This is a genomic window from Microbacterium flavum (assembly GCF_018717645.1).
In the GTDB taxonomy this organism is placed as follows: domain Bacteria; phylum Actinomycetota; class Actinomycetes; order Actinomycetales; family Microbacteriaceae; genus Microbacterium; species Microbacterium flavum.
On sequence record NZ_JAFLHG010000017.1, the window covers coordinates 1 to 25,970 of the forward strand.

A 25,970-nucleotide genomic window follows, 5' to 3' on the forward strand; every position below is an offset into this window, starting at 1 on the left:
GCTCCGGCGACGCGAGCACCGCGTCGGGCGCCGCGCCGGCGCCGGCGGCGCCGCCGCGCCCGGGCCACCGCGCCCGGATCGTCAGCACGTTCGCCGGCTTCCGCGGAGCGGTCTCGCTCGCGATCGCGCTGTCCGTCCCTGCCACCGTCGCGGGGTCGGGCGAGCTCAGCGGACGTGACGCCGTCGTCTTCGTCACGGGCGGCGTGATCCTGCTGAGCCTGCTCGTCCAGGGGCCCCTCCTCCCCCTCATCCTGCGCTGGGCGGCGCTCGCGCCCGACGACGCGGCAGAGGAGGAGGCGGAGCTCGCGCAACGGACGATCACGGGCGCCGCCGCCGCAGCGATCGACGAGCTCGCCACCGCGAACGACATCAGTCCGGAGGTCCGCGACCGCGCACGGCGCGAGACGTACGAGCAGCTCGAGTACGCCAACGCACGCGCCTACGCCCGTCAGAGCAGGCTCGACGACGCGCGGATCGCCGAGCTCGAGTCCATGCTCACGGATCCCTCCGCGCCAGGCACGGCGGCGGTCGAGGTGGGCGAGGCGCCGGGCGCCGACCCGATGCCGCCGAGCGGCGCCGAGGAAGCGGCGGCTCCGCCGATCGCGGAGGGGACGGTCACGGCCGCGTCTGCGCGACCCGCACCCACTCTGCAGATGCTCGCCACGAGCGACGGCATCGACCTCACCCAGCGCTCCCCGCTCGTCCGTCACGACGAGCTGACGCGCCTGCGACTGGCTCTCATCGGTCGGAAGCGCGACGTGCTGCACCGCCTCCGGCGCGACGGGACGATCGATGACCTCGTCGCCCTGCGCATCCAGGGCAAGCTCGACCTGGACGAACTGCGCCTGCGGGGGATCGACCCTGATTCCTGAGTCCTGACGCCGCGCCGGTCCGTGAGCGCCGGGCTCACCGGCCGGTGAACGACGGCGGCCGCTTCTCCTGGAACGCCGCGAACCCTTCGCGGTAGTCGTCGGTGCCGCCGAGGGCGGCCTGTGCCGCATTCTCGGCCACCATCGCGTCCCAGAGCCCCACGCGCTCGTCGCGCAGCTGCGCGACGAGCCGCTTGCTCGCCCGGAAGGCCGCCGTCGCTCCGGTCGCGGCGCGGCGCGCCGCGGCGAGCGTCGCCGCGGTCACCTCCGCGTCGGGCAGCACCTGCGAGAAGAGACCGGACTGCACCGCCTCGGACCCCGACATCAGCCGGCCGGTGTAGATGAGGTCGAGCGTCTTGTGCGCGCCCAGACGCTCGACGAACAGGGCGTGCCCGCCCGAGTCGAGCGTGGCCCCCAGCGCGGCGAACGGGGACCCGATCTTCGCGGTCTCGGCGACGTAGACGACATCGGTGGCGATCAGGAGGCCGAGGCCCACGCCGAGGCACGCGCCGTGCGCGGCGGCGAAGGTCGGCGCGGGGAACGCCGACATCCGCTGCAGGAGTGGACCGAGGAGACCGTCGAGGTACGCGCTGATGTCGTCCGTCCGCGGATCGACGCCAGCGATGTCCCGCCCTGCGCAGAACGCGCGTCCCTCGCCGCGCAGGACGAGCGCGCGCACGCCCGCGGCCTCGGCCCGCGCGTAGGCGCTGTCGAGGTCGCGCAGCGCCTGTTCGTCGAGGGCGTTCATCCTGCTCGGGTTATCGAGCGCGACGACGGCGACGTCGTCGTCGCCGATGGTGAGGTGGATCATGGGGCGTCCTAGACGTCGTAGTCGACGGTGACGGCATCCGATGTCGGATGCGACTGGCAGGTGAGCACGTACCCGCGCGCGATCTCGTCGGGTTCGAGCGCGTAGTTCTCGGTCATCGAGACCGCGCCGTCCACGAGGCGCGCGCGGCAGGTGCCGCAGACCCCGCCGGCGCAGGCGAAGGGCACGTCGGGGCGCACCCGCAGCGCGGCCGCGAGGATCGTCTCGTGCGCGCTCACCGGGCTCTGCACGCGGGCGGCCTGACCGTCGAGCGTGAACGCGATCGAGACCACCGGCTCGTCCGCGCGGACGAGCACCGGACGGGCCGGGTCGTCGGCACGGCGCGTCTCGCCGGTCGTGAACAGCTCGTAGCGCACATGGGCAGCGTCGACGCCGGCGGAAGCCAGGGTGTCGCGACACAGCTGGACGAGGCCGAACGGACCGCACAGGAACCACTCGTCGACGGTGCCCGGGTGCAGGAGGTCGGCGAAGATGCGCTGCAGTCTGTCCTCGTCGATGCGCCCCGACAGGAGCGGCGCCGAACGCTGCTCGCCCGAGAGGACGTGATGGATCGCGAGCCGTGTCGGATAGCGGTCCTTGAGGTCGGCGAGCTCGTCGAGGAACATCACATCGGTGGTCGACCGGTTCGTGTAGACGAGGCTGAATCGCGAGGTCGCCGACCGGGAGAGCACGGCTCCGGCGAGCGCCATGATCGGGGTGATCCCCGATCCCGCCGCGATGCCGGCGACGTGCGCGCCGGCGACCGAGTCGAGCGCCGACGTGAACGAACCCTGCGGGCTCATGACGTCGAGCGTCATCCCCGGGGAGAGCTCGGAGAGGGCCCAGGTGGAGAACCGGCCGCCCTGATCGCGCTTGATCGCGACGCTCACCGACCCGCGCTCCGGCGGTCGGCAGAGCGAGTACGAGCGGCGCACCTCGGCGCCGTCGAGGTCGGCGCGAAGGGCGACGTGCTGCCCGGGCAGGTAGTCGAACTCTCCGTCGAGATGGTCGGGGACGGCGAAGGTCACCTCGATCGCGTCGGCCGTGAGCGGGCGCACGGCCGCGACCTCCAACGGGTGGAAGCGGGCGCGACGGCGCGCCCCGGCAGGCCGGGCAGACCCGGCAGGCCCAGCCATCAGTGCGTTCCCCTCATCAGCGCAGCACCCTCTCAGTGCACCTTGAAGTGGTCGAAGGGCTCCAGGCACGCGCGGCACTCGTAGAGCGCCTTGCACGAGGTCGAGCCGAAGCGCGAGACCATGCGGGTCGACAGCGAGCCGCAGCGCGGGCACTTCACCGCGATCTCCACGCGGATCGGCCCACGCGCGGCGGCCCGGCCGCTCGGCGGGGCGATGCCGTATTCGGTGAGCTTGCGTTTGCCGTCGTCACTCATCCAGTCGGTGGTCCACGCGGGGCTCAGGGTCAGGCTCACCTCGACCTCGGCGAAGCCCGCGGCGGAGAGCGCGAGAGTGAGATCGTCGCGGATGGTGTCCATCGCGGGGCATCCGGAGTAGGTCGGGGTGATCGTGACGCCCACGTGCCCCCCGCGCACCTCGACGGCGCGCAGGATGCCGAGGTCGGCGATCGTGAGCACGGGGATCTCGGGGTCGCAGACGGTCGCGGCGACCTCCCAGGCCAGGGTCCGGGCATCCGTCCCGGTCGCGCTCACCACGTCGCCCCCGGGTGACGACGGGCGAGCCACTGCATCTCGCCGAGGAGTCCGCGCAGGGTGGGGAAGTGCGCTCCGCGTCGGCCGCCGCCCGAGGAGGGCGGCACCGCGGGAAGGTCGAGCTCCGCCTCGGTGAGGACCGCCCCCACGATCGCGTCGAACGGCGCCCGCAGCGTCGACGGACGGACCGCGACGCCCTCCAGCCGGTCGATGAGGTCGTCGTCGCGGAACAGCTCGTCGACGTACGGCCACACGTCGCCCACCGCGCCGATCATGCGGCGCCGGGATTCCTCGGTCCCGCCGGCGAGCCGCAGGGTCCACTGGATCGCGTGGTCGCGGTGGTACTCGACCTCCTTCACCGCCTTGCCTGCGACGGCGGCGAGGGTGGGGTCGGTCGAGAAGACGAGCGCCGCGTACAGCTCGAACAGGTACACGGATGCCACGAGCTGGCGCGCGATCGTGTGCGCGAAATCGCCGTTGTCCTGCTCGAAGAGCCAGGCGCTGCGGAACTCGTGCTCGTCGCGCCAGAAGGCGAGGTCGTCTTCGCTCCGCCCGTCCGCCGTCCCCGCGTAGCGCAGCAGGGAGCGCGCGTGGCCGAGCAGGTCGAGGGCGATGTTGCCGAGCGCGACATCCTCCTCGAGCTCGGGCGCGCGGGCGATCCATGCGCTCAGCTGCTGGGCGAGGATGAGCGCGTCATCGCCCAGCCACAGGGCGTACTCGGCGACGTCCGCATCCGCCCGCTGCGCGTCGTCGCCGGCGAGCTCGGCCGCGAGCGCGGTGGACTCCAGCGTCACCTCGCCGTGCGGGTCGTGGGGGGCATGCGGCTCGTGCGGACCGTGCGGCTCGGGGGCGTTCGCGGCGGGAAGGGTCAGACCGGCGTTCGATGCGCTCACAGGTGCGGCACCCCCTCCGAGGCCGTGTAGTACACGGCGTGGCGATAGTTCTTGCCCGCCGGCGACTCGAAGAAGGCGCCCTTGGCATCCGGATCACTCGTCGTGATCGCCGCCGCGGGAACGACCCAGACCGAGGTCCCCTCGCCGCGGCGGGTGTAGACGTCGCGGGCGTTGCGCAGCGCGAAGTCCGCGTCGGGCGCGTGCAGCGATCCGGCGTGGACGTGGCTGAGCCCGCGGTTCGCGCGGACGAAGACCTCCCAGAGCGGCCACGGCTCGTCGGGCGAGGCACCGGGCGCGGACATCACGCGACCTGCCTCTCCGCCTTCAGCGCCTGCCTGCGCGCGTACGCCACCGCGGCCTCGCGCACCCACGCGCCGTCCTCGTGGGCGTTCCGGCGGTTCTGGATGCGGACGGCGTTCATCGGTCCGCGCCCGGCGAGGATCTCGTGGAACTCGGTCCAGTCGATCTCGCTCATGTCGTAGCGCTCCTCCTGCGCGTTCCAGCGCAGGGTCGGGTCGGGCAGGCTCACCCCGAGCGCCTCGGCCTGGGGCACGAGCATCCCCACGAAGCGCTGGCGCAGCTCGTCGTTGCTGAATCGCTTGATCTTCCAGGCCATCGACCGCGCGGAGTTCGGCGATTCGTCATCCGGCGGACCGAACATCATGAGCGCCGGCCAGTACCAGCGATCGACGGACTCCTGCGCCATCTCACGCTGCGCGTCGGTGCCCTGCATGAGGGTCAGGAGGATCTCGAACCCCTGGCGCTGGTGGAAGGACTCCTCCTTGCAGATGCGGACCATCGCCCGCGCATACGGGCCGTAGGAGGCGCGGCACAGCGGCACCTGGTTGCAGATCGCGGCGCCGTCGACGAGCCAGCCGATGGCGCCCATGTCGGCCCAGGTCGGCGTCGGGTAGTTGAAGATCGACGAGTACTTCGCCTTCCCGTCGATGAGCTGACGGGTCATCTCGTCGCGCGTGATGCCGAGGGTCTGCGCCGCCGAGTACAGGTAGAGGCCGTGGCCGGCCTCGTCCTGCACCTTCGCCAGGAGGATCGCCTTGCGCTTGAGGCTCGGTGCGCGCGTGATCCAGTTGCCCTCGGGCTGCATCCCGATGATCTCGGAATGCGCGTGCTGCGAGATCTGGCGGATCAGCGTCCTGCGGTAGTCCTCGGGCATCCAGTCGCGCGGTTCGATGCGCGAGTCGGCTGCGATGACGGCGTCGAACGCCGCCTGGCCCGACTCGTCGTCGGCCGCCGGGTTCCCGGCGGTCGGGATCGGAGATGCGATCATCGTCGGCTCCTTTACAGAACGATCGTTCAGTAAGTGTACGGGGGCGGGGATGCCGCGGCAAGGGGGCTCAGCGCAGGTCGTAGACGCGGCGGTACTTGCCCTCGCTCCGCGGCAGGGCGCCGGGTTCTTCCAGCCGCACGTCGACGCTCGTGCCGATGTGGACCTTGATGCGCTGCTGGAGCACCGTCGCGGCCGCCTCGCAGACGGCGCGCGGGAGCGCGGGATGCCGCTCGATGCGGACCGTCAGGGCATCCATCCGCCCCTCGCGGGTCAGCTCGAGGACGAAGTGGGGCGTGAGCGTCTCGATCCCCATCACGAGCTCCTCGATCTGGGTCGGGAAGAGGTTCACGCCGCGGAGGATGATCATGTCGTCGTTGCGACCGGTGATCTTCTCGATGCGGCGCATCGCCGGGAAGGCGGTTCCGGGCAGGAGCCGCGTGAGGTCACGGGTCCGGTACCGGATGATCGGGAACGCCTCCTTGGTGAGCGAGGTGAAGACGAGCTCGCCGAGGGCGCCCGGCTCGACGGGCATCCCGGTCTCGCCGTCGATCGTCTCCGGGAGGAAGTGGTCCTCCCACACGTGCGGACCGTCCTTGGTGAGCGCGCTCTCCATGGCGACCCCGGGTCCCATCACCTCGCTGAGCCCGTAGATGTCGACGGCGTCAAGGTCGAGACGGCGCTCGATCTCGCGGCGCATCTCGTTCGTCCACGGCTCGGCGCCGAGGATCGCGACCTTCAGCGAGCTCGATCGAGGGTCGATGCCCTCCTTCTCCATGGCGTCGGCGATCGCGAGCAGGTAGCTCGGCGTGCACGAGATCGCGTCGGGCCGGAAGTCCGAGATCAGCTGCACCTGCCGCGCGGTCTGCCCGCCCGACATCGGGATGACGGCCGCCCCGAGCAGCTCCGCTCCCGCGTGCAGGCCCAGCCCGCCGGTGAACAGCCCGTACCCGTACGCGTTGTGGAGCTTCCAGCCGGCCCGGACCCCCGCCGCGCCGAGCGAGCGCGCGACGAGACCGGCCCACCGGTCGAGGTCTCCGCGCGTGTATCCGACGACGGTGGGGCGCCCGGTCGTCCCCGACGAGGCGTGGATGCGGCTCACCTCGCTCGTCGGCACCGCGAACATCCCGAACGGATAGGTCTCGCGGAGGTCCGCCTTGGTGGTGAACGGGAGCGCGGTGACATCGCTCAGCGCGCGGATGTCGGCCGGGTGGATCCCGGCCTCGTCGAACTTCCGGCGATAGAGCGGGACGTTCTCGTACGCGTGGCGCACCGTCCACTGCAGGCGCCGGAGCTGGAGGCTCCCGAGATCCTCGCGAGTGAGCGCGAGGGGGTCATGGTCCGCGTCCGGGATCGTGCGGAGGATCGTCGTGGGCATGGTGACTCCTTCGTCGTTCAGCCGGCCGGGATCATCACCGGACGGTCGGTGGTCACCGAGCGCCCGCGGAACTCGGCGACGACCTCGCCGGTCTCGTCGACGACGGTGACGTCGTAGAGGCCCGACCGCCCGCGGAGCGCCCGGCGGAGTGCCGTGGCGGTGAGGGTCTGACCCGCCCGCGTCGAGGAGAGGAAGGTGATGTCCGCCCCTGCGGCGACCGTCACCCGCCCGTCCTCATTGCAGGCGATCGCGAATGCCGTGTCGGCGAGCGCGAAGACGAGCCCGCCGTGCGTGATGGCGAAGCCGTTGAGCATGTCCTCGCGCACGCGCATCGACACCACGGCGCGCCCCGGCTCGCCGTGCTCGACGACCATGCCGAGCATCGCGGATGCCGCGTCGCGCGTCATCATGGCGTGCGCGCCGCGATGGCCCTCCGCCGGGTCCGGGCCGGCCGCGGGCGCCGGACCGTCCGTCACGCGACCACCGCCTGAGCGGTGTGAGCGCCCTCCGGCGCGGGATCCTGCTCCTTGCGGACGAGGGTGAGGACGTCGTACGTCGCGACGGTCTCGTCGCGCTGGTTGCGAATCAGGGCATCCCACCGCACCTCGCCGTACTCGTCGGTCTCGCGGGGGGTGATCTGCTTCGCGGTGAGCGAGACCCGGATCTCGTCGCCCGGACTGACAGGGGTCACGAATCGCAGGTTCTCGAGACCGTAATTGGCGAGCACCGGCCCCGGCGCCGGGTCGACGAAGAGTCCCGCGGCCCACGACACGAGCAGGTACCCGTGGGCGACCCGGCCGGGGAAGAAGGGGTTCGCCTCGGCGGCAGCCTCGTCCATGTGCGCGTAGAAGGTATCGCCCGTGAAGTGCGCGAACGTCTCGATGTCCTCCAGAGCGACCTCGCGAGACGCGGAGTCGATACGGTCCCCGATGCGGAGCTCGGCGAGGGACTTGCGGAACGGATGGGATCCCTCGGCGCTCACGCTCGCCCCCTGGTGCCAGACTCCCGTGAGCGCGGTGAGCATCTCGGGACTGCCCTGCACGGCCGTCCGCTGCATGTGGTGGAGGACCGCGCGGATGCCCCCCAGCTCCTCCCCTCCGCCGGCACGGCCCGGACCCCCGTGGACGAGGTGCGGCACGGGCGCGCCGTGACCGGTCGAGGTGCGGGCGTCGTCGCGATCGAGGAAGAGCACGCGGCCGTTGTAGGCGCCGATCCGCGACAGCAGCTCGACCGCCGTCGCGGGATCATGGGTCGCGACGCTCGTCACGAGTGATCCGCCGCCGTCGTCGACGAGGTCGGCTGCCTCGGCCAGCGTCTCGTAGGTGAGGACGCTCGCGACGGGCCCGAACGCCTCGATGTCGTGGACGTCGCGGGGCGCTGCGCCCGCGAAACCCAGCAGGATCGGCGCGACGAAGGCGCCCTCGGGTGCGAGCCCGACCGCACCGTCGGCGCGCACGACGCGCGGCGCCTCGACATCGCCGAGCAGCAGCTCGCCGCCGGCGGCGCGGAGCGCCTCGACCTGCCGCAGCACCTCGTCGCGCTGCGCGAGCGAGACGAGCGGACCCATCGTCACGCCCTCGGCGTGCGGGTCGCCGAGCACGACTCTGCGGTCGATCCGCTCGCGCAGGGCGTCGACGAGAGCGGCGACCGACCCGGTCGGCACGATCGCGCGGCGGATCGCCGTGCATTTCTGCCCCGCCTTCGTCGTCATCTCGGCGAACAGCTGGGCGACGTACGCGTCGAACTCGGGGGTTCCGGGCGCGGCGTCGGGGGCGAGGATCGAGGCGTTGATCGAATCGGTCTCGCTCGTGAAGCGCACGCCCTCGCCGACCTGCGCGCGCAGGCGGGCCGCCGTGGAGGCGCTGCCGGTGAAGCCGACGAGGTCGCCCAGCCGCAGGTGGTCGAACACTCCGGGGACCGACCCGCTGACCAGCTGCAGGGAACCGGCCGGCAGCAGCCCCGATTCCACGAGCATGCGCACCCACGCCTCGGCGACGTATCCCGTGGGCGTCGCCGGCTTCACGATCGTGGGAACCCCGGCGAGGAATGCGGGCGCGAACTTCTCGAGCGCCCCCCACACGGGGAAGTTGAACGCGTTGATCTGCACCGCGACCCCGGGGAGGCGCGTGTAGACGTGCTGGCCGAGGAATGATCCGTCCTTCGACAGCGGCTCCGGCGGCCCGTCGACGAACACCGTGCCGTTCGGCAGCTCGCGCCGCCCCTTGGACGAGTAGGTGAAGAGCACCCCGATGCCGCCGTCGACATCGCCGAGCGAGTCGCGGAGCGTCGATCCGGCGCGCCGGGAGAGGTCGTACAGCTCCTGCCTGCGCCCGTTCAGGACCCCAGCGAGCTGCTTGAGCACCATCGCGCGCTCGTGGAAGGTCAGAGCGCCGAGGCTCCGCTGCCCGACGGCGCGCGCGTACGAGATCGCACCGGCGAGGTCGATCCCGGCGGTGCTCACCCGCACGATCTCCTCGCCGGTCGAGGCGTCGCGGACCACGGCGGCATCCGGATCGTCCTGCGGCGCCCACCAGGCATCCTGCAGATAGCTCGGGAGGATCGGGGTCATCACTCGCTCCATTCGTAGAAGCCACGGCCGCTCTTGCGACCCGTCGCGCCTTCGGCGACCATCCGGCGCAGCAGGTGGGGCGGCGCGAACCGCTCGCCCAGCGCCTCGTGCAGCTCTTCGGCGATGCCGAGCCGCACGTCGAGTCCGACGATGTCGGTCGTGCGCAGCGGGCCCATCGGATGCCGATAGCCGAGCTCCATGGCCGCGTCGATGTCGGCGGCGGTCGCCACGCCCTCCTCGAGCATGCGGATGGCCTCGAGGCCCAGCAGCACGCCGAGCCGGCTCGAGGCGAAGCCCGGGGCATCGCGGACGACGACCGGCGTCTTGCCGATCGCGACGGTCCATCCCCGTGCCGCGGCGGCGAGGTCGGGGGCGGTCGCCGCGCCGACGACGACCTCGACGAGGGTCGATGCGGGCACGGGGTTGAAGAAGTGCAGCCCGAGGAAGCGGTCCGGTCGCTCGAGGTCGGCGGCGAGCGCATCGATCGAGATCGACGAGGTGTTCGAGGCGAGCGCAGCCCCCTCCCCGAGCACTGCCTCGACCCGGCGCAGCGCGTCCCGTTTGAGCGCCCGCACCTCGGGGACCGCCTCGACGACGAGGTCGCTGCCCGCGAAGGCATCCGGCGTCACCTCGACCCGCAGGCGGGCCACGAGCACGTCGAGGGTGTCCGCGACGCCCCCGCGGGCGACGGAGCGCGCGAGGCTCTCGCGCACGCGCTCCCCTGCCGCACCAGCCGCCTCGTCGTCGCGCTCGACAACCGTCACGTGCGAGCCGGCGAGGAGGAAGGCGTGCGCGATGCCCGCGCCCATCCGGCCCCCGCCGAGCACCCCGACGCGGCGCGGAGCCCCGGGCGGATCCTCGCTCATGCGGTCTCCTCCGGTTCGGTGTCCCCGCCGGCGCGGCGGTCCGTGCGGCGGTCGAGGAACGCCGTCATGCGCCGGTGCTTCTCCGGGCTCTCGAACAGCTCGGCCTGCAGCTCCAGCTCGATCTCGGGGTGGGCGCTCGCCGGTGCGCGCATCGCACGCTTGGTCGCCCTCGTCGCGGCCGGATCATTCGCGGCGATCCGGTCGGCGAGTGCGTGCGCGGCATCCCTCAGATCGTCGGGCTCGTGGACGGCGTTCAGCAGCCCCCACGCGAGCGCCTCCTCGGCGCCCAGCGTGCGGCCGGTGAAGAGCAGCTCGGCGGCCCGCGCCGCACCGACGATCTCGGGCAGACGCCAGGTCGCGCCGGCGGCGGCGATGATGCCGAGCCCGGTCTCGGGGTTCCCGATGCGGACGCGCGGCGTGCCGAGGCGCAGGTCGGCGGCGTAGGCGAGCTCGGCGCCCCCGCCGAGCGCGTAGCCGTCGACGGCGGCGATCACGGGCATCGGCAGGTCGCGGATCCGGCGGAAGACGGTCGTGTTGATGCCGCGGCGCGCGTCGGCGGCGCGACGCTCGCGCAGCTGGGCGATGTCGGCCCCCGACGCGAACACGCCGTCTGCGCCGGTGATGACGAGGATCCGCGGCTCTTCCTCGAGCTCCGCGCACAGGGCGTGCAGCCGGTCGACCATGTCCTGGTCGATGGCGTTGCGCACGCCGGGGCGGTCGAGGACGGCGACGACGCGGTCGCCCGAGCGCTCGATGCGGACGGACTCACCCATCGCGGCGCCCCCTGTCCACGCGCTCCAGGATGACGGCGGTGCCCTGCCCGACGCCGACGCACATCGTCGCCAGGCCGTAGCGGACGCCCTCGCGCTCCATGCGGCCGAGGAGCGTGACGATGAGGCGGCTGCCGCTCGATCCCAGCGGATGCCCGAGGGCGATCGCTCCCCCGTCGGCGTTGACGATGGCGGGGTCGAGTCCGAGCCGGCGCATCGAGGCGAGCGACTGCGAGGCGAACGCCTCGTTCAGCTCGACCGCGCCGATGTCTCCCGCGGTCAGTCCCGCCTTGGCGAGCGCCTTCTCGGTGGCCGGCACCGGCCCGAGACCCATGATCTCGGGCGCGAGCGCGGCCGAGGCCGAGGCCACGACGCGGGCCCGCGGCGTGAGACCGAGCCGATCCACCGCCTCGCCCCCGGCCACCACGATCGCCGACGCTCCGTCGTTCAGGGAACTGGAGTTGCCCGCCGTGACGACCGCGCCGCCGCGGACGACCGGCCGCAGCGTCGCGAGGACCTCGAGCGACGTGTCCGGGCGCGGCCCCTCGTCGGTGTCGACGAGGCCCGCGGGGGTCGGGACGGGGACGATCTCGTCCGCGAATCGCCCTGCCGCGATCGCCGCGAGGGCGCGCTCGTGGCTGCGCAGGGCGAAGGCGTCCGCGTCCTCCCGGGTGATGCCCTCGTGGCGGGCGACCTCCTCGGCGGTCTCCGGCATCGAGAACGTGGCCTTCTCACGCGCCGCGAGGAGCGGGTTCGTGAACCGCCAGCCGATCGACGTGTCGACGGCGGCGCCCGGCTTCGCCCATGCCCGGTCCGGCTTCGCCTGCACCCACGGGGCCCGCGTCATCGACTCGACGCCGCCCGCGACCATGACCTCGGCATCCCCCGCGCGGATCGCCTGCGCCGCGAGGGTGACCGCGGACATGCCGGAGGCGCACAGCCGGTTCACCGTCAGGGCCGGCAGCGTGTCGGGCAGGCCTGCGAGGAGCACGGCCATCCGGGCGACGTTGCGATTGTCCTCGCCGGCCTGATTCGCCGCGCCGAAGAAGACCTCATCGATCTCGGCCCCCGGCACCCCCGCACGGCGGACGGCCTCTCCGAGCACCAGAGCGGCCAGGTCGTCGGGCCGGATGCGCGCGAGTGCGCCGCCGTACCGCCCGACCGGCGTGCGCACGCCGCCCACGAGGTAAGCGTCAGACATCGTCATCCTCCACGCGTCGTCTCGGTGCGGGCCTCATCGCTTTCCTCACCGATCGTTCAGTAATGTTCGCAGAATCGGCCGCGGCGGGCAACCCGGGGCGCTCCGGGGTGGAAGACTGACAGCATGACGACCGCGACCGGACCGCAGGTGCCCGGCCGCCCCGCGGCGACGCCACGGCGCGGACGGCCGGGGTACGACCGGGAGGGAGTGCTGCAGGTGGCCGTCCAGCTGTTCATCGAGCAGGGCTACGACGCGACATCCGTGTCCGATCTCGCCGCGCGGCTCGGGCTCAGCAAGTCGGCCCTCTACCATCACTTCTCCTCCAAGGAGGAGCTGCTCGGCCTCGCGCTGGACGATGCGCTCGGCGCCCTCGAGAAGGCGCTGCAGGACACCCTCGCTTCCGGCGGCACGCCCACGGAACGGCTGACGCTGCTCATCCGCGACGCGGTCGGCGTGCTGATCGATCGGCTGCCCGCCGTCACCCTCCTCCTGCGCGTCCGCGGCAACACTCCGGTCGAGCTCGCCGCGATGGAACGACGCCGGCGCTTCGACCAGCAGGTCACCGCCCTCGTGCGGCAGGCGCAGGATGCCGGCGAGATCCGCACCGACGTCGACGCCGCCGTCGCCACACGGCTGATGTTCGGCATGCTCAACTCGGTCGTCGAGTGGTATCGCCCCGACGGTCCCGCCCCGCAGGGCGTCCTCGCCGAGGACATCGTCACCGTCATCCTGCAGGGCGTGGGCACCCGGAACGGAGAACGCGCATGACGACGGAGCCGGTCTGGGTGATCCGCCCCGGGGCCCTCGATGAGAAGCTCGGCATCGAGGTGCTCGAGCAGTCCGCCGACCGCGTCGTGGCCACGATGCCGGTCACGGGCAACACGCAGTCGCTCGGGCGCCTGCACGGCGGGGCGAGTGCCGCGTTCGCGGAGGCGCTCGGCTCGTGGGCGGCCATGATCCACGCGAGCACGATGGGGCGGGTGTGCGTCGGCGTCGACCTCAACATCACCCACCACCGCGGCGCCCGCGGGAAGGCGATCCGCGGCACCGCGGTGCCGCTGCACCGCGGCCGCCGGACGGCGACCTACGAGGTGCGGATCGAGGATGCCGACGGCTCCCGCATCGCCACCGCGCGGATCACGAATCTGATCGTCGACCGCGACTGAGCGGGCGGCGACGGGACGTCCTCACCCCTGCGGGAGCATCCACTCCCCGAAGAACGCCGTGAGCTCGTCCCGGGCATCCAGCGGCAGGATCTGCGCGACGTACTGGTCGGGGCGGACGACGACGACCACGCCGTCGCGCGAGAGCCCTCGCTCGGCGAAGATGTCGGCCTCGTTCCACCGGCTCGGCCCGGCGGCGAACACCTTCTCCCAGTCCCGGAGCCCCAGCGGCCCGGTGTGCGGTCGGAAGATCTCCGGCACCGACGTCGCATCCACCTCGCCGAAACCCTGCTGGTAGACCACCTTCACGTCGAACACCGCGTCGAGGTCGGCACCGGGGGGCGTGAAGCGACGGATCGGCGCATCGGATGCCTCGCCGAGCCACTGCGCGAACCGCGCGGTGGCCGAGCCGTCGGACAGGCCGTCGGCATCCGCGAACACGTAGATCCGCCACCGCCCGTCCGCGCTCGCGTGGTGGCCGAGGTGAAGCGCGTTGCCGTCGGCGACGAGGGTGACCGGGGCGCTCTTGAAGCGCTTGCCGAGGGGGAACCCGGTCGCGAGCTCCTGGCGGGAGGTCGCGGAGACCACCCCCTCCCCCGGCGCGTACTGCGTCATGAACCCGGAGGGGAACTCCGCCGTGGCGAGGTAGTAGGTCGCGAGATCCTCCGGGTCCGAGATCTCCTCGGGCTTGCGCGCCATGAGACTCGACCACTCCTTGTCGAAGTCGATCAGCTGCTGCGCGACCGGGCGCCGCTCCGTGCCGTAGGTCGCCAGGAGCGTCGCGGGGCTCTGCCCCGAGATCACCGCCCCGAGCTTCCACCCCAGGTTGAACCCGTCCTGCATCGAGACGTTCATGCCCTGCCCGGCCTTCGCGCTGTGCGTGTGGCAGGCGTCGCCGGTGAGGAAGACGCGTGGCGTGCGCCCCGTGTCCAGCGCGTCGTCGAACCCGTCGGTCACGCGGTGCCCGACCTCGTAGACGCTGTGCCACGCGACCTCGCGCACATCGAGCGTGTAGGGGTGGAGGATCTCGTTGGCGCGGCGGATGATCTCCTCGATCGGCGTCTGGCGCACGCGGTGGGCGTCATCGGCGGCGACGGCGCCCAGGTCCACGTAGATGCGGCTGAGGTAGCCGCCCTCGCGCGGGATGTGCAGGATGTTGCCCGCGGCGGAGTTGATCGCGCACTTGATCCGCCAGTCGGGGAAGTCGGTGTCGACGAGGACGTCCATGACCCCCCACGCGTGCTGCGAGATGTCTCCGACGTGGACGCGGCCGATGGCGTCGCGGACCCGGCTGCGCGCGCCGTCGCATCCGACGACGTAACGGGCGCGGACGGTGCGCTCGCCCGACCCGCCCGGACCGGTCCCTGAGCCTGTCGAAGCGCGCACCCGCACCTCGACGGGCGCCGCCTCGTCCTCCGGCACGTCGAGCCCCAGGAACTCCACCCCGTAGTCGGGCACGATGCGCCCGGGCCCGTCGGCCGCCGCCTCCGCGAAGTAGTCCAGCACGCGTGCCTGGTTGACGATCAGGTGGGGGAACTCGCTGATGTCGAAGGCATAGTCGGCGGTGCGCGAGCGGCGCACGATGCGGGCGGGGTCCTCCGGGTCGGGTCCCCAGAAGTTCATCCAGCCGATGTTGTACGCCTCGGCCACGATCCGCTCCGCGAAGCCGAACGCCTGGAAAGTCTCGACGCTGCGCGGCTGGATGCCGTCCGCCTGGCCGAGCGCGAGACGCCCCTCCCGCCGCTCGATGATCCGCGTCGTGACCTCGGGGTAGCGGGAGAGCTGCGCCGCGAGCAGCATGCCGGCCGGGCCGGAGCCGACGATGAGGACGTCGACCTCATCGGGGATCTCGGCCGGGCGGTCCCGTCCGATTCCGGCGGCGGGGAGGACCCGCGGGTCGCCGGAGACGTATCCGTGGTGGTGGAACTGCATCGTCGTCGGTCCTCTCCGCGCCGGTCCCGCTCAGGCCTTCGCGAGTCCGTGGATCGGGCTCTGCGCCTGCTCGTCCTCGTGGTCCGGTCCCAGCGGGATGCCGCTGCGGTCGCGCAGCAGCAGCGTGGCGATCAGGCCGATGAGCGTCATCCCGGCGAGGTACCACGTCACGCCACCCGTGCCGCCGGTGGCCTGGACGATCGCCTGCGCGATCAGCGGAGCGAACGCGCCGCCGAGGATGGCGCCCAGGGCGTAGGAGATCGAGACGCCCGAGAAGCGGATGGACGCCGGGAACAGCTCCGCGTACAACGCCGCCTGCGGCCCGTAGGTGAACCCGAGGCCGATCGTCAGGATCGCGAGCCCCAGGAACAGCAGGCCGATGCTGCCCGTGTTCACGAGGGGGAAGAGCGTGAACACGCCGACGAGCTGAAGGATCCACCCGATGATGTACGTCGAGCGGCGGCCGATCCGGTCGGAGAGGAAGCCGGCCGCGAGGGTCGAGAGCAGCCAGGTGACGGCCGAGCCGGCGACCGCCCAGAGGACCGGCCCGCGCTCGAAGCCCAGCGGACCCTCGGGGTTCGTCGCGTATCCCTGGATGTAGCCACCCGTCGTCATGTAGCCGACGGCGTTGTTGCCGGCGAACACGAGCGCGGCGATGATGACCAGCAGCGCGTGCCGACGGAACAGCTGCACGATCGGCATCCGCGTCTCCTCCTTGCGCTCGGCGAGCTCGGTGAACACCGGGCTCTCCTCGACGCGGCGGCGCACGTAGTAGCCGATGAGGATGAGCACGACCGACAGCAGGAACGGGACGCGCCATCCCCACGCGACGAACTGGTCGCCCGGGGCGATCGTCGCCATGAGGGCCATGACGCCCGATGCCAGCAGGAGGCCCAGCGGCACGCCGATCTGCGGCGAGGCGCCGAAGGCGCCGCGGCGGCGGCGCGGCGCGTGCTCGACGGCCATGAGCACCGCTCCGCCCCATTCGCCGCCTGCGGAGATGCCCTGCACGATGCGCAGGAGGACGAGCAGGATGGGCGCGCCGATGCCGATCGCGTCGTAGGTGGGGAGGAGGCCGATGAGCGCGGTCGCCACGCCCATCATGATGAGGGTCCACATCAGCACGGGCTTGCGGCCGTACTTGTCGCCGAGGTGCCCGGCGAGGAACGCGCCGAACGGCCGGAACAGGAAGCTGATGCCGACGGTGGCGAACGCCACGAGCGCACTGTTGGCACCGAGCGGAGCGAAGAACAGCTGACCGAACACGAGACCGACGGCGGTCGCGTAGATGAAGAAGTCGTACCACTCCACGGTCGTGCCGACGATCGTGGCGAAGACGACCCTCCGGCGGTCGGTGGCGGTCGCGATGGTGCCGGTGGGGGTGAATCCGGCCGGTTCCGGGCGTTGTGCGCTCAAGGGGTGACTCCAATGTCAACGGACTTCATTGTCAGAGCGGGAAGCGATGCTTGCCCGACGTGTCTCGATCATATACGATTTCGAATATCACGCAAGAGCGAGGGAGCTCATGACCATCGACAACGACTCGTCCGGCGCGGCGACGGATGCCGCCGGCGCCGCATTCGGAGCCCTCCCCGTCCGCCCCGGCAAGATCATCGCGGTGCATATCAGCTACGCCTCCCGTGCGGACCAGCGCGGGCGTCGCCCCGCCGCCCCGTCGTACTTCTTCAAGGCCTCGAGCTCACTCGCCGAGTCGGGCGGCGTGATCGAGCGGCCCGCCGGCACCGAGCTCCTCGCCTTCGAGGGCGAGATCGCGCTCGTCATCGGCGCCCCGGTCCGGCGGGTCGCACTCGAGGATGCCTGGGACCACGTCGCGTGGGTCACGGCATCCGACGATCTCGGTCTCTACGACCTGCGCGCGAACGACAAGGGGTCGAACGTGCGCTCGAAGGGCGGCGACGGCTTCACCCCGATCGGCCCGCAGCTGATCGATGCGCGCGCGGTCGACCCCGCCGCGCTCCGCGTCCGCACCTGGGTCAACGGCGAGCTGCGCCAGGACGACACGACCGCGGGGCTCATCTTCCCGCTGGCGCAGTTCGTCGCCGACCTCTCGCAGCACTTCACGCTCGAGACCGGCGACGTGATCCTCACCGGCACCCCGGCCGGCTCGTCGGTGATCGTCCCGGGCGACGTCGTCGAGGTCGAGGTGGACGACCCGTCATCCGGCGCCACCTCGGGACGTCTCGTCACGACGGTCGTCGACGGCCCGGCCCTCGCCTTCGATGCGGAGGTCGGCTCGCTCCCCTCGGTGGACGACACGCAGCGGGAGGAGGCGTGGGGATCGCGCGAGGCGGCCGGGCTTCCGGCGGCGAGCGACCCCTCGACGGGCTCGGGGACCGATGCGGGCACGGGCAGTGGCGGGAAGGAACCGGTCGCTGAGCCCGTCGAAGCGTCGTCCCGCGCACCGCTGCCCGCGGCGCTCCGCGACAAGCTCGCACGCGTCCCCGTGGCGGGCCTGTCCCAGCAGCTGCGCAAGCGGGGCCTCAACAACGTCACGATCGACGGCGTTCGCCCGCTGCACCCCGAGCGCACGCTCGTCGGCGTGGCGACGACCCTCCGCTTCGTCCCCGGGCGCGAGGACCTCTTCGCGAGTCACGGCGGCGGCTACAACGCGCAGAAGCGCGCCTTCGACGCGGTCGGCGAGGGCGAGATCATCGTGATCGAAGCGCGCGGGGAGACCGGATCCGGCACGCTCGGCGACATCCTCGCGATCCGCGCGCACGCGCGCGGCGCGGCGGGGATCGTGACCGACGGGGGCGTCCGCGACGCCGACGCGGTGACGGCCGTCGGCATCCCCGTGTACACCGCCGGCGCGCACCCCGCCGTCCTCGGCCGCAAGCACGTGCCGTGGGACGTGGATGTCACGATCGCGTGCGGCGGAACCACGGTGCAGCCCGGCGACATCCTCGTCGGCGACGCCGACGGCGTGATCGTCATCCCTCCCGGCCTCGCCGAAGAGGTCGCGGACGCCGCACTCGCGCAGGAGGAGGAGGACGCGTGGATCGCCGCGCGCGTCGCGGAGGGGCACGCGGTGGACGGCCTCTTCCCGATGAACGCCGTCTGGCGCGCGCGGTACGAGGAGTCCCGCGGATGAGCACGGTGGACACGGTGCCGAAGGACACGGGCAGCAAATCCGAGGTCGCCTACGACTGGATCCGCGCCCGCATCTCGCGCCACGAGTACGGCCCGGGCTTCCGCCTCGTCCTCAGCGCCATCGCGGGCGAGCTCGACATGAGCGTCGTCCCGGTGCGCGAGGCGATCCGCCGGCTCGAGGCCGAGCACCTCGTCACGTTCGAGAAGAACGTCGGCGCTCGCGTCTCGGTCGTCGACGAGGAGGCGTACATCCACACGATGCAGACGCTGAGCCTCGTCGAGGGCTACGCGACCCGCCTCGCCGCGCCGCTGGTCACGGGCGACGACCTCGCCCGCGCCGCGGAGATCAACGACCGGATGCACCGACTGCTCGACGACTTCGACCCCTATACGTACACGCAGCTCAACCAGCGCTTCCACGCCGTTCTGTTCGACCGGTGCCCGAACCCGCACATCCTCGATCTCGTCGGGCGCGGCTGGTCGCGCCTGGCGGGCCTGCGCGACACGAGCTTCTCGCTCATCCCCTCCCGGCCGCGCCACTCCGTCGAGGAGCACGACCGGATCCTCGAGCTGATCCGCACCGGCGCCGATCCCGACGAGCTCGAGCTGTTCACCCGCACCCACCGCCTGCGCACGCTCGACGCGTTCCTGCAGGCACGCCACGACGACGCCACACCCACCACGGAGACACCATGACCGACACCACCCCCGCCCTCGACACGCGGCACGTTCCCGCCGACCTCCCGGACCGCATCCGCCACTACATCGACGGCGCCTTCGTCGACTCGCAGGACGGCGACACGTTCGACGTCCTCGAACCCGTCTCCAACGAGGTGTACGTGCAGGCCGCCGCCGGAAAGAAGTCCGACATCGAGCTCGCGGTCGCCGCCGCCCGCCGCGCGTTCACCGACGGACCGTGGCCGCGGATGCTGCCCCGCGAGCGCTCGCGCGTGCTGCACCGCATCGCCGACATCGTCGAGTCGCGCGACGCGCGGCTGGCCGAGCTCGAGTCCTTCGACTCGGGGCTGCCGATCACTCAGGCGCTCGGCCAGGCGCGGCGCGCGGCCGAGAACTTCCGCTTCTTCGCCGACCTGATCGTGGCCCAGACCGACGACGCCTTCAAGGTGCCCGGCCGCCAGCTCAACTACGTCAATCGCAAGCCGATCGGCGTCGCCGGCCTGATCACGCCGTGGAACACGCCGTTCATGCTCGAGTCGTGGAAGCTCGCCCCGGCGCTCGCGACCGGGAACACCGTCGTCCTCAAGCCCGCCGAGTTCACACCGCTGTCGGCATCCCTCTGGGCCGGCATCTTCGAAGAGGCGGGCCTGCCGAAAGGCGTGTTCAACCTCGTCAACGGACTGGGCGAGGATGCCGGTGACGCACTCGTGAAGCACCCCGACGTGCCGCTCATCTCCTTCACCGGCGAGAGCTCGACCGGTCAGCTGATCTTCGCGAACGCCGCCCCCTTCCTCAAGGGCCTGTCGATGGAGCTCGGCGGCAAGAGCCCGGCGATCGTGTTCGAGGACGCCGACCTCGACGCGGCGATCGACGCGACGATCTTCGGCGTGTTCTCTCTCAACGGCGAGCGCTGCACCGCCGGCAGCCGCATCCTCGTGCAGCGCTCGGTGTACGACGACTTCGTCGAGCGCTACGCCGCGCAGGCCCGGCGCGTGCGCGTCGGCTACCCGCACGATCCCGCCACCGAGGTCGGCGCGCTCGTGCATCCCGAGCACTTCGCGAAGGTGATGAGCTACGTCGAGATCGGCAAGACGGAGGGGCGCCTGGTCGCCGGCGGTGGCCGGCCCGAGGGCTTCGAGGTCGGAAACTTCGTGGCGCCCACGGTCTTCGCGGACGTCGCGCCCGAAGCGCGGATCTTCCAGGAGGAGATCTTCGGCCCCGTGGTCGCGATCACCCCGTTCGACACCTGGCAGGATGCCCTCACGCTCGCCAACGACACGAAGTACGGCCTCGCCGCCTACCTCTGGACGAACGACCTCAAGGGTGCGCACAACTTCGCGCAATCGCTCGAGGCGGGGATGGTCTGGCTGAACTCGAACAACGTCCGCGACCTCCGGACGCCGTTCGGCGGCGTCAAGGCATCCGGCCTCGGACACGAGGGCGGCTACCGCTCGATCGACTTCTACACCGACCAGCAGGCCGTCCACATCACGCTCGCCCACGAGCCCCACAACCCCACCTTCGGCAAGCGCTGACCCTTCCCGCCTCCTCTCCCGCCCTCCCGCCGACCCGCCCCTCCCGCCGAGTGTCCAAGACACGCCGACCCGCGCCACCGCCGCTCCGCACGTCTTGGACACTCGGCCCGGCACACGAACAAAAGCAAGGACGCTGACATGACACACCGTGACCAGATGACGAAGACCTCGTCGGGCTTCTTCGTCTCGCAGGAGGCCCCGATCGTCACCGACGACCCGGTGGCGACTCCCCAGGCCTCGCCCCCCGATATCCTCCGCTGCGCGTACATGGAGCTCGTGGTCACCGACCTCGCGGCATCCCGCCAGTTCTACGTCGACGTGCTGGGCCTGTACGTCACCGAAGAGGATGACGAGGCGATCTACCTGCGCTCCACGGAGGAGTTCATCCACCACAACCTCGTGCTGCGGAAGGGCCCCGTCGCGGCCGTCGCGGCGTTCTCGTACCGGGTGCGCGAGCCCGCCGACCTCGACCGCGCCGAGGAGTTCTACCGTGAGCTCGGCTGCGACGTGCGCCGGAACCCCGACGGGTTCGTCCGGGGCATCGGCGACTCCGTGCGCGTCGTCGACCCGCTCGGATTCCCGATCGAGTTCTTCCACCAGACCGCGCACGTCGAGCGGATGTCGTGGCGCTACGACCTGCACATCCCGGGAGAGCTCGTGCGGCTCGACCACTTCAACCAGGTGACCCCCGACGTCCCTCGCGCCGTGAAGTTCATGCAGGACCTCGGCTTCCGCGTGACGGAGGACATCCAGGACGAGGCGGGCACCGTCTACGCCGCCTGGATGCGCCGCAAGCCCACCGTGCACGACACCGCCATGACCGGCGGCGACGGCCCGCGGATGCACCACGTGTGCTTCGCGACGCACGAGAAGCACAACATCCTCGCCATCTGCGACAAGCTCGGCGCACTCCGCCGCTCCGACGCGATCGAACGCGGCCCGGGCCGCCACGGCGTGAGCAACGCGTTCTACCTCTACCTCCGCGATCCCGACGGGCACCGCGTCGAGGTGTACACGCAGGATTACTACACCGGCGACCCCGACAACCCGGTCGTGACGTGGGACGTGCACGACAACCAGCGTCGGGACTGGTGGGGCAACCCCGTGGTCCCGTCCTGGTACACGGATGCCTCGCTCGTGCTCGACCTGGACGGCATCCCCCAGCCGGTCCACGCGCGCACCCACGACTCGGAGATGGCCGTCACGATCGGCGCCGACGGCTTCAGCTACACCCGCCCGGACGAGGGCGAGAGCTCGATGCCGGAGTGGAAGCAGGGCGAGTACAAGTTGGGCAACCAGCTGTGAGCCGCCCCCTCCGTACCGTCTGCAGGATCAGACCACACCGGCCGCGGGGCGCTGCCGCGGGATTCCGCGGCGGGCGGGTGGGAATCCTGTGGTCTGATCCTGCGAACGGTACAGGACGGACGGAACACCGACGGACGGAACACCGACCGACGGAACACCGACCGAGAAGGGGGCGGGGCGGATGCTGAACGCCGAGCAGATCGCGCAGCTCGCGGACGAGCTCGCCGAGGCCGACCGCACGCACGGGGTGATCCCGCGGATCACCGCGCGGTACCCGGATGCCACGGTCGAGGACTCCTACGCGATCCAGGGCGTGTGGCGCGACCGGATGATCGCGTCCGGCCGCACCCTCGTCGGGCGCAAGATCGGTCTGACGTCCAAGGCGATGCAGCAGGCGACCGGCATCTCGGAGCCGGATTACGGGGTCATGTTCGACGACACCGTCTTCCGCTCGGGCGACACGATCCCCACGGCGCACTTCTCGAACGTGCGCATCGAGGTCGAGCTCGCGTTCGTGCTGAAGGCGCAGCTCGCCGGGCCCGACTGCACGCTCGAGGATGCCCTGGCGGCGATCGACTACGCCGTGCCCGCCCTCGAGGTGCTGAACTCGCACATCGAGCTGGAGGGGCGGACCATCGTCGACACGATCAGCGACAACGCCGCCTACGGGGCGATGGTCCTGGGCGACGTCCACAGGACCCCGGAGGAGATCGACCTGCGCTGGGTTCCCGGCATCCTGAGCCGGAACGGCGAGATCGAGGAGACGGGGGTCGCCGCGGGTGTTCTCGGCCACCCCGCGACGGGCGTCGCCTGGCTCGCCAACACGTTCGCGCGACACGGTGCCAGACTCGAGGCGGGCGAGATCATCCTCGCCGGCTCCTTCACCCGGCCCATGTGGGTGAAGGCGGGCGACGAGGTCCGCGCCGACTTCGGACCGATGGGAGTGATCGAATGTCGTTTCGTCTGAGCGCGACCTTCCGCGATCGGCTCGAGTCCGCACCGCGCCCCCTCGCCGGCGGGTGGGTGTGCTCCGGCTCCGCTCTCGTGACCGAGATCATGGCCGGGGCGGGGCTCGACTGGCTGCTCGTCGACATGGAGCACGGGCCGAACACGCTCTCGAGCGTCCTCGCGCAGCTGCAGGCGATCGACGGCTCCGGGTCGATCCCGGTTGTTCGGGTGCCGACGGCCGACGCGGTCGTCATCAAGCAGGTCCTCGACCTCGGCGCGCAGAACATCCTCGTCCCCATGATCTCGTCGGCGGACGAGGCCCGCGCGGTCGTCGACGCCGTGCGCTACCCGCCACGCGGTCGGCGCGGCGTCGGGTCGGCCCTGGCCCGCTCCGCGCGCTGGAACCGCGTCGACGACTACCTCCCGCAGGCGGATGCCTTCGTGTCGGTGTTCGTGCAGATCGAGACGGCCGCGGGCGTGGATGCCGCGGCCGACATCGCGGCGGTCGACGGCATCGACGGCGTGTTCGTCGGACCGAGCGACCTGGCGGCATCCCTCGGCCTGCTCGGCCAGCAGACGCATCCCGACGTCGTCGCGGCCGTGCACCGAGCCTTCGCAGCCGTGACCGCCGCCGGCAAGCCGGTCGGCGTGAACGCGTTCGACCCCGCGGCGGCGCAGGGCTACCTGGACGCGGGCGCCTCCTTCGTGCTGGTCGGCGCGGATGTCGCGCTCCTCGCGCGCGGCTCCGAGGCGCTCGCCGCGCGATGGATCCCCTCCTCCGACGACACGCAGCGCGCCGGGTACTGACCCGGCGGCCATGACCGCGGCTCGCGAGGACGTCCACGCCGCACGCGACGGGATCGGGTCTTGCCGTGCCGCCCCGGGATGGTTACTGTTCCGTAAGTAAGCGACCCCTCGCGTCGCGGCGTCACCTCAACGGAGAGGATCCACCCGCATGCCCGCTTCCCCCACCCCGCCCCGCGGAGCCCGAACCCCCAGGCCCGGCCGGGCAGGACGGTATCGCCGACTCATCGCCGCCGCGCTGGGCGCCGCCCTCGTCGGCAGCGCCGTCATCGCCGCGCCCGCGACGGCCGCGACCGCCGCGTCGCCGCCGCCCGGAACGCCCGATCTCGGCCCGAACGTGACGGTGTTCAGCGCGGATCAGCCGATCGAGCAGATCCAGTCGACGCTCGACACGCTGGCCGATCAGCAGCGCGACGCCGAGATGTCCGCCGCGCGCCACGCGGTCTACTTCCTCCCCGGAACCTACGGCACGGCCGAGCATCCCCTCCAGTTCGAGGTCGGCTACTACACCGAGGTCGCGGGCCTCGGGGCCAGCCCGGGCGATGTCGTCATCAACGGCGCGGTGGAGGTCTACAACCGGTGCCTCGGAGACGGCGGGACGTCCAACTGCCTCGCCCTCGTCAACTTCTGGCGCACCCTCTCGAACCTGACGATCCACGTCGACAAGACGGGGCAGGACGGATGCCGCGCCAGCGCGAACTTCTGGGCGGTCTCGCAGGCCGTCTCGATGCGGCGCCTGGACATCTCCGGGGCGAACGTGTCGCTCATGGACTACTGCTCCGCCGGCCCGCAGTACGCGAGCGGCGGCTACATCGCCGACTCGAAACTGCCCTACACCGTCAGCGGCTCTCAGCAGCAGTGGCTCACCCGCAACAGCGATGTGTCCGCGGGGTGGAGCAACGGCGTCTGGAACCAGGTGTTCTCGGGCGTCGTCGGCGCTCCCTCCGACGAGACGTTCCCCGCCGTCCCGTACACGACGGTCGCCCAGACCCCCGTGAGCCGCGAGAAGCCGTACCTCTACGTCGACGGCGGCAGATGGTACGTGCGCGCCCCGTCCGTCCAGAAGGAGTCGAGCGGCGTCTCCTGGGCGAACGGGATGACCCCCGGGCGCAGCATCCCGCTCTCGGACTTCTACCTCGCGAAGCCCGGGGACTCGGTGCGGAGGATCAACACCGCCGTCGCGCTCGGCAAGCACCTCATCTTCACGCCCGGCGTCTACGACATCGACAAGACCCTCCTCATCTGGCGGCCGAACACGGTCGTGCTCGGCCTCGGGCACGCGACGCTCACCGCGACCGGCGGCGCGACGCCGATGGCCGTCCTCGACGTGCCGGGCGTCATCGTGGCGGGTGTCACCTTCGATGCGGGCGAGAAGCTGTCGCCGACGCTCCTGAAGGTCGGACTGACCTCGAACCTGAATCTCTCCTCGCGGGCGTCGAAGGGCAACCCCATCACCCTGAACGACGTGTACTTCCGCGTCGGCGGGCCGCACATCGGCAAGGTGACGACCGCCCTCGAAGTGAACGCCGACAACGTGCTGATCGACCACATCTGGGTCTGGCGTGCCGACCACGGCGATGAGGGCTTCACGAACGGCGTGAACGGCGACACCGACAGGTGGGCCACCAACACGGGCACGAACGGCGTCGTCGTGAACGGCGCCGACGTGACGGCGACCGGCCTCTTCGTCGAGCACTTCCAGACGTACAACACGCTCTGGAACGGAGAGCGCGGGCGGGTCATCCTCTATCAGAACGAGCTTCCGTACGACCCGCCGACGCAGGCGGATTGGACGCAGCCGAACGGGACGCTCGGATTCCCCGGCTACAAGGTGGGCGACAAGGTGCGAAACCACGAGCTCGACGGCGGTGGGGTCTACGTGTTCAACCAGAACGACCCGTCGATCCTGACCGCGAACGGGTTCGAGGTCCCCGCGCGCCCTGGCGTGAAGCTCCACCACATCATGACGGTGAACCTGTCGGCGGGCACGGTGCAGCACGTCGTCAACGGGACGGGCACGCAGGCGGATGCCTCGACGAGCGGCACACCGCAGTACATCGTCGACTACAGCGGATAGCGCGGCACGGCGATACCGGACGGCTCCCCCCGCCCCGCACGGCGGAGGGGGCCGTTCCGCGTGGGCGTAGCGCCTGGGCGCGGCCGGGTCAACCCGATGGCGCGCGCCGGGG

Annotated in this window: 23 protein-coding genes and 1 pseudogene; 10 read left to right on the forward strand and 14 right to left on the reverse strand. The window is 71.6% G+C overall.

What is annotated here, in order from left to right:
- A pseudogene (locus tag J0P97_RS14565) lies at positions 1-872 on the forward strand (Na+/H+ antiporter); the annotation flags it as partial.
- Between the two features lie 34 nt (positions 873-906).
- Here J0P97_RS14565 and J0P97_RS14570 read toward each other — a convergent pair.
- The 12 genes from J0P97_RS14570 to J0P97_RS14620 all read right to left on the reverse strand — a co-directional run bounded on the left by J0P97_RS14570 (position 907) and on the right by J0P97_RS14620 (position 12,305).
- Positions 907-1,680: an enoyl-CoA hydratase/isomerase family protein gene (locus J0P97_RS14570; RefSeq protein WP_215488516.1), complete on the reverse strand. Its 774-nt coding sequence runs from the start codon at positions 1,678-1,680 to the stop codon at positions 907-909.
- 8 nt (positions 1,681-1,688) lie between these two features.
- Positions 1,689-2,813 (reverse strand): 1,2-phenylacetyl-CoA epoxidase subunit PaaE, encoded by a 1,125-nt coding sequence (paaE, locus tag J0P97_RS14575; RefSeq protein WP_215488517.1) that lies wholly within the window; start codon positions 2,811-2,813, stop codon positions 1,689-1,691.
- A 32-nt stretch (positions 2,814-2,845) separates the two neighbouring features.
- On the reverse strand, positions 2,846-3,346 hold the full coding sequence (gene paaD / locus J0P97_RS15700) for a 1,2-phenylacetyl-CoA epoxidase subunit PaaD (protein ID WP_282837326.1): 501 nt from the start codon (positions 3,344-3,346) through the stop codon (positions 2,846-2,848).
- The gene (gene paaC, locus J0P97_RS15705; RefSeq protein WP_246540632.1) at positions 3,340-4,131 is read right to left on the reverse strand and encodes a 1,2-phenylacetyl-CoA epoxidase subunit PaaC; all 792 of its coding nucleotides are present in this window, start codon (positions 4,129-4,131) and stop codon (positions 3,340-3,342) included. Before paaC ends, paaD begins: the two co-directional genes overlap by 7 nt.
- 101 nt (positions 4,132-4,232) lie before the next feature.
- On the reverse strand, positions 4,233-4,538 hold the full coding sequence (gene paaB / locus J0P97_RS14585; protein ID WP_215488551.1) for a 1,2-phenylacetyl-CoA epoxidase subunit PaaB: 306 nt from the start codon (positions 4,536-4,538) through the stop codon (positions 4,233-4,235).
- Positions 4,538-5,524 (reverse strand): 1,2-phenylacetyl-CoA epoxidase subunit PaaA, encoded by a 987-nt coding sequence (gene paaA, locus J0P97_RS14590; RefSeq protein ID WP_215488518.1) that lies wholly within the window; start codon positions 5,522-5,524, stop codon positions 4,538-4,540. The genes paaB and paaA overlap by 1 nt, the downstream gene beginning before the upstream one ends.
- A gap of 67 nt (positions 5,525-5,591) precedes the next feature.
- On the reverse strand, positions 5,592-6,899 hold the full coding sequence (locus tag J0P97_RS14595) for an AMP-binding protein (RefSeq protein WP_215488519.1): 1,308 nt from the start codon (positions 6,897-6,899) through the stop codon (positions 5,592-5,594).
- 17 nt (positions 6,900-6,916) lie between these two features.
- Complete coding sequence (gene paaI / locus J0P97_RS14600) at positions 6,917-7,309, reverse strand: hydroxyphenylacetyl-CoA thioesterase PaaI (protein WP_215488552.1); 393 nt, start codon at positions 7,307-7,309, stop codon at positions 6,917-6,919.
- A gap of 62 nt (positions 7,310-7,371) precedes the next feature.
- The gene (gene paaZ, locus J0P97_RS14605) at positions 7,372-9,468 is read right to left on the reverse strand and encodes a phenylacetic acid degradation bifunctional protein PaaZ (RefSeq protein ID WP_215488520.1); all 2,097 of its coding nucleotides are present in this window, start codon (positions 9,466-9,468) and stop codon (positions 7,372-7,374) included.
- A complete protein-coding gene (locus J0P97_RS14610; protein ID WP_215488521.1) occupies positions 9,468-10,334 on the reverse strand; it encodes a 3-hydroxyacyl-CoA dehydrogenase family protein in 867 nt (288 codons plus the stop codon). The genes paaZ and J0P97_RS14610 overlap by 1 nt, the downstream gene beginning before the upstream one ends.
- The gene (locus J0P97_RS14615) at positions 10,331-11,107 is read right to left on the reverse strand and encodes an enoyl-CoA hydratase/isomerase family protein (protein WP_215488522.1); all 777 of its coding nucleotides are present in this window, start codon (positions 11,105-11,107) and stop codon (positions 10,331-10,333) included. Before J0P97_RS14615 ends, J0P97_RS14610 begins: the two co-directional genes overlap by 4 nt.
- A complete protein-coding gene (locus J0P97_RS14620) occupies positions 11,100-12,305 on the reverse strand; it encodes a thiolase family protein (protein ID WP_215488523.1) in 1,206 nt (401 codons plus the stop codon). The genes J0P97_RS14615 and J0P97_RS14620 overlap by 8 nt, the downstream gene beginning before the upstream one ends.
- Positions 12,306-12,428: 123 nt before the next feature.
- Between J0P97_RS14620 and J0P97_RS14625 the strand changes: the two genes are divergently transcribed.
- Positions 12,429-13,073: a TetR/AcrR family transcriptional regulator gene (locus tag J0P97_RS14625; RefSeq protein ID WP_215488524.1), complete on the forward strand. Its 645-nt coding sequence runs from the start codon at positions 12,429-12,431 to the stop codon at positions 13,071-13,073.
- On the forward strand, positions 13,070-13,471 hold the full coding sequence (locus J0P97_RS14630) for a PaaI family thioesterase (RefSeq protein WP_215488525.1): 402 nt from the start codon (positions 13,070-13,072) through the stop codon (positions 13,469-13,471). Before J0P97_RS14625 ends, J0P97_RS14630 begins: the two co-directional genes overlap by 4 nt.
- A gap of 21 nt (positions 13,472-13,492) precedes the next feature.
- Here J0P97_RS14630 and J0P97_RS14635 read toward each other — a convergent pair whose 3' ends face one another.
- Both J0P97_RS14635 and J0P97_RS14640 read right to left on the reverse strand, forming a co-directional pair.
- Positions 13,493-15,400, reverse strand: coding sequence for an FAD-dependent monooxygenase (locus tag J0P97_RS14635; protein ID WP_215488526.1), 1,908 nt, complete (start codon positions 15,398-15,400; stop codon positions 13,493-13,495).
- Positions 15,401-15,430: 30 nt separating this feature from the next.
- Entirely contained in the window at positions 15,431-16,816 is a 1,386-nt protein-coding gene (locus J0P97_RS14640) for an MFS transporter (protein WP_215488527.1), read from the reverse strand.
- Positions 16,817-16,925: 109 nt separating this feature from the next.
- On the opposite strand from J0P97_RS14640, the gene J0P97_RS14645 reads away from it, so the two are divergent.
- The 7 genes from J0P97_RS14645 to J0P97_RS14675 all read left to right on the forward strand — a co-directional run bounded on the left by J0P97_RS14645 (position 16,926) and on the right by J0P97_RS14675 (position 25,858).
- Positions 16,926-18,512, forward strand: a complete 1,587-nt coding sequence (locus J0P97_RS14645) for a fumarylacetoacetate hydrolase family protein (protein ID WP_215488528.1) — start codon at positions 16,926-16,928, stop codon at positions 18,510-18,512.
- Complete coding sequence (locus tag J0P97_RS14650; protein ID WP_215488529.1) at positions 18,509-19,207, forward strand: GntR family transcriptional regulator; 699 nt, start codon at positions 18,509-18,511, stop codon at positions 19,205-19,207. Before J0P97_RS14645 ends, J0P97_RS14650 begins: the two co-directional genes overlap by 4 nt.
- Positions 19,204-20,724, forward strand: a complete 1,521-nt coding sequence (gene hpaE, locus J0P97_RS14655; RefSeq protein ID WP_215488530.1) for a 5-carboxymethyl-2-hydroxymuconate semialdehyde dehydrogenase — start codon at positions 19,204-19,206, stop codon at positions 20,722-20,724. Before J0P97_RS14650 ends, hpaE begins: the two co-directional genes overlap by 4 nt.
- A gap of 138 nt (positions 20,725-20,862) precedes the next feature.
- A complete protein-coding gene (gene hpaD, locus J0P97_RS14660; RefSeq protein ID WP_215488531.1) occupies positions 20,863-22,029 on the forward strand; it encodes a 3,4-dihydroxyphenylacetate 2,3-dioxygenase in 1,167 nt (388 codons plus the stop codon).
- Between the two features lie 181 nt (positions 22,030-22,210).
- Entirely contained in the window at positions 22,211-22,996 is a 786-nt protein-coding gene (locus J0P97_RS14665; RefSeq protein WP_215488532.1) for a 2-keto-4-pentenoate hydratase, read from the forward strand.
- Complete coding sequence (locus J0P97_RS14670) at positions 22,981-23,784, forward strand: HpcH/HpaI aldolase family protein (protein ID WP_215488533.1); 804 nt, start codon at positions 22,981-22,983, stop codon at positions 23,782-23,784. Before J0P97_RS14665 ends, J0P97_RS14670 begins: the two co-directional genes overlap by 16 nt.
- A 148-nt stretch (positions 23,785-23,932) precedes the next feature.
- Positions 23,933-25,858 carry a pectate lyase-like domain-containing protein gene (locus J0P97_RS14675; RefSeq protein ID WP_246540630.1) on the forward strand — a complete coding sequence of 642 codons (1,926 nt, stop codon included), beginning with the start codon at positions 23,933-23,935 and terminating at the stop codon, positions 25,856-25,858.
- The last annotated feature ends 112 nt before the right edge of the window (positions 25,859-25,970 follow it).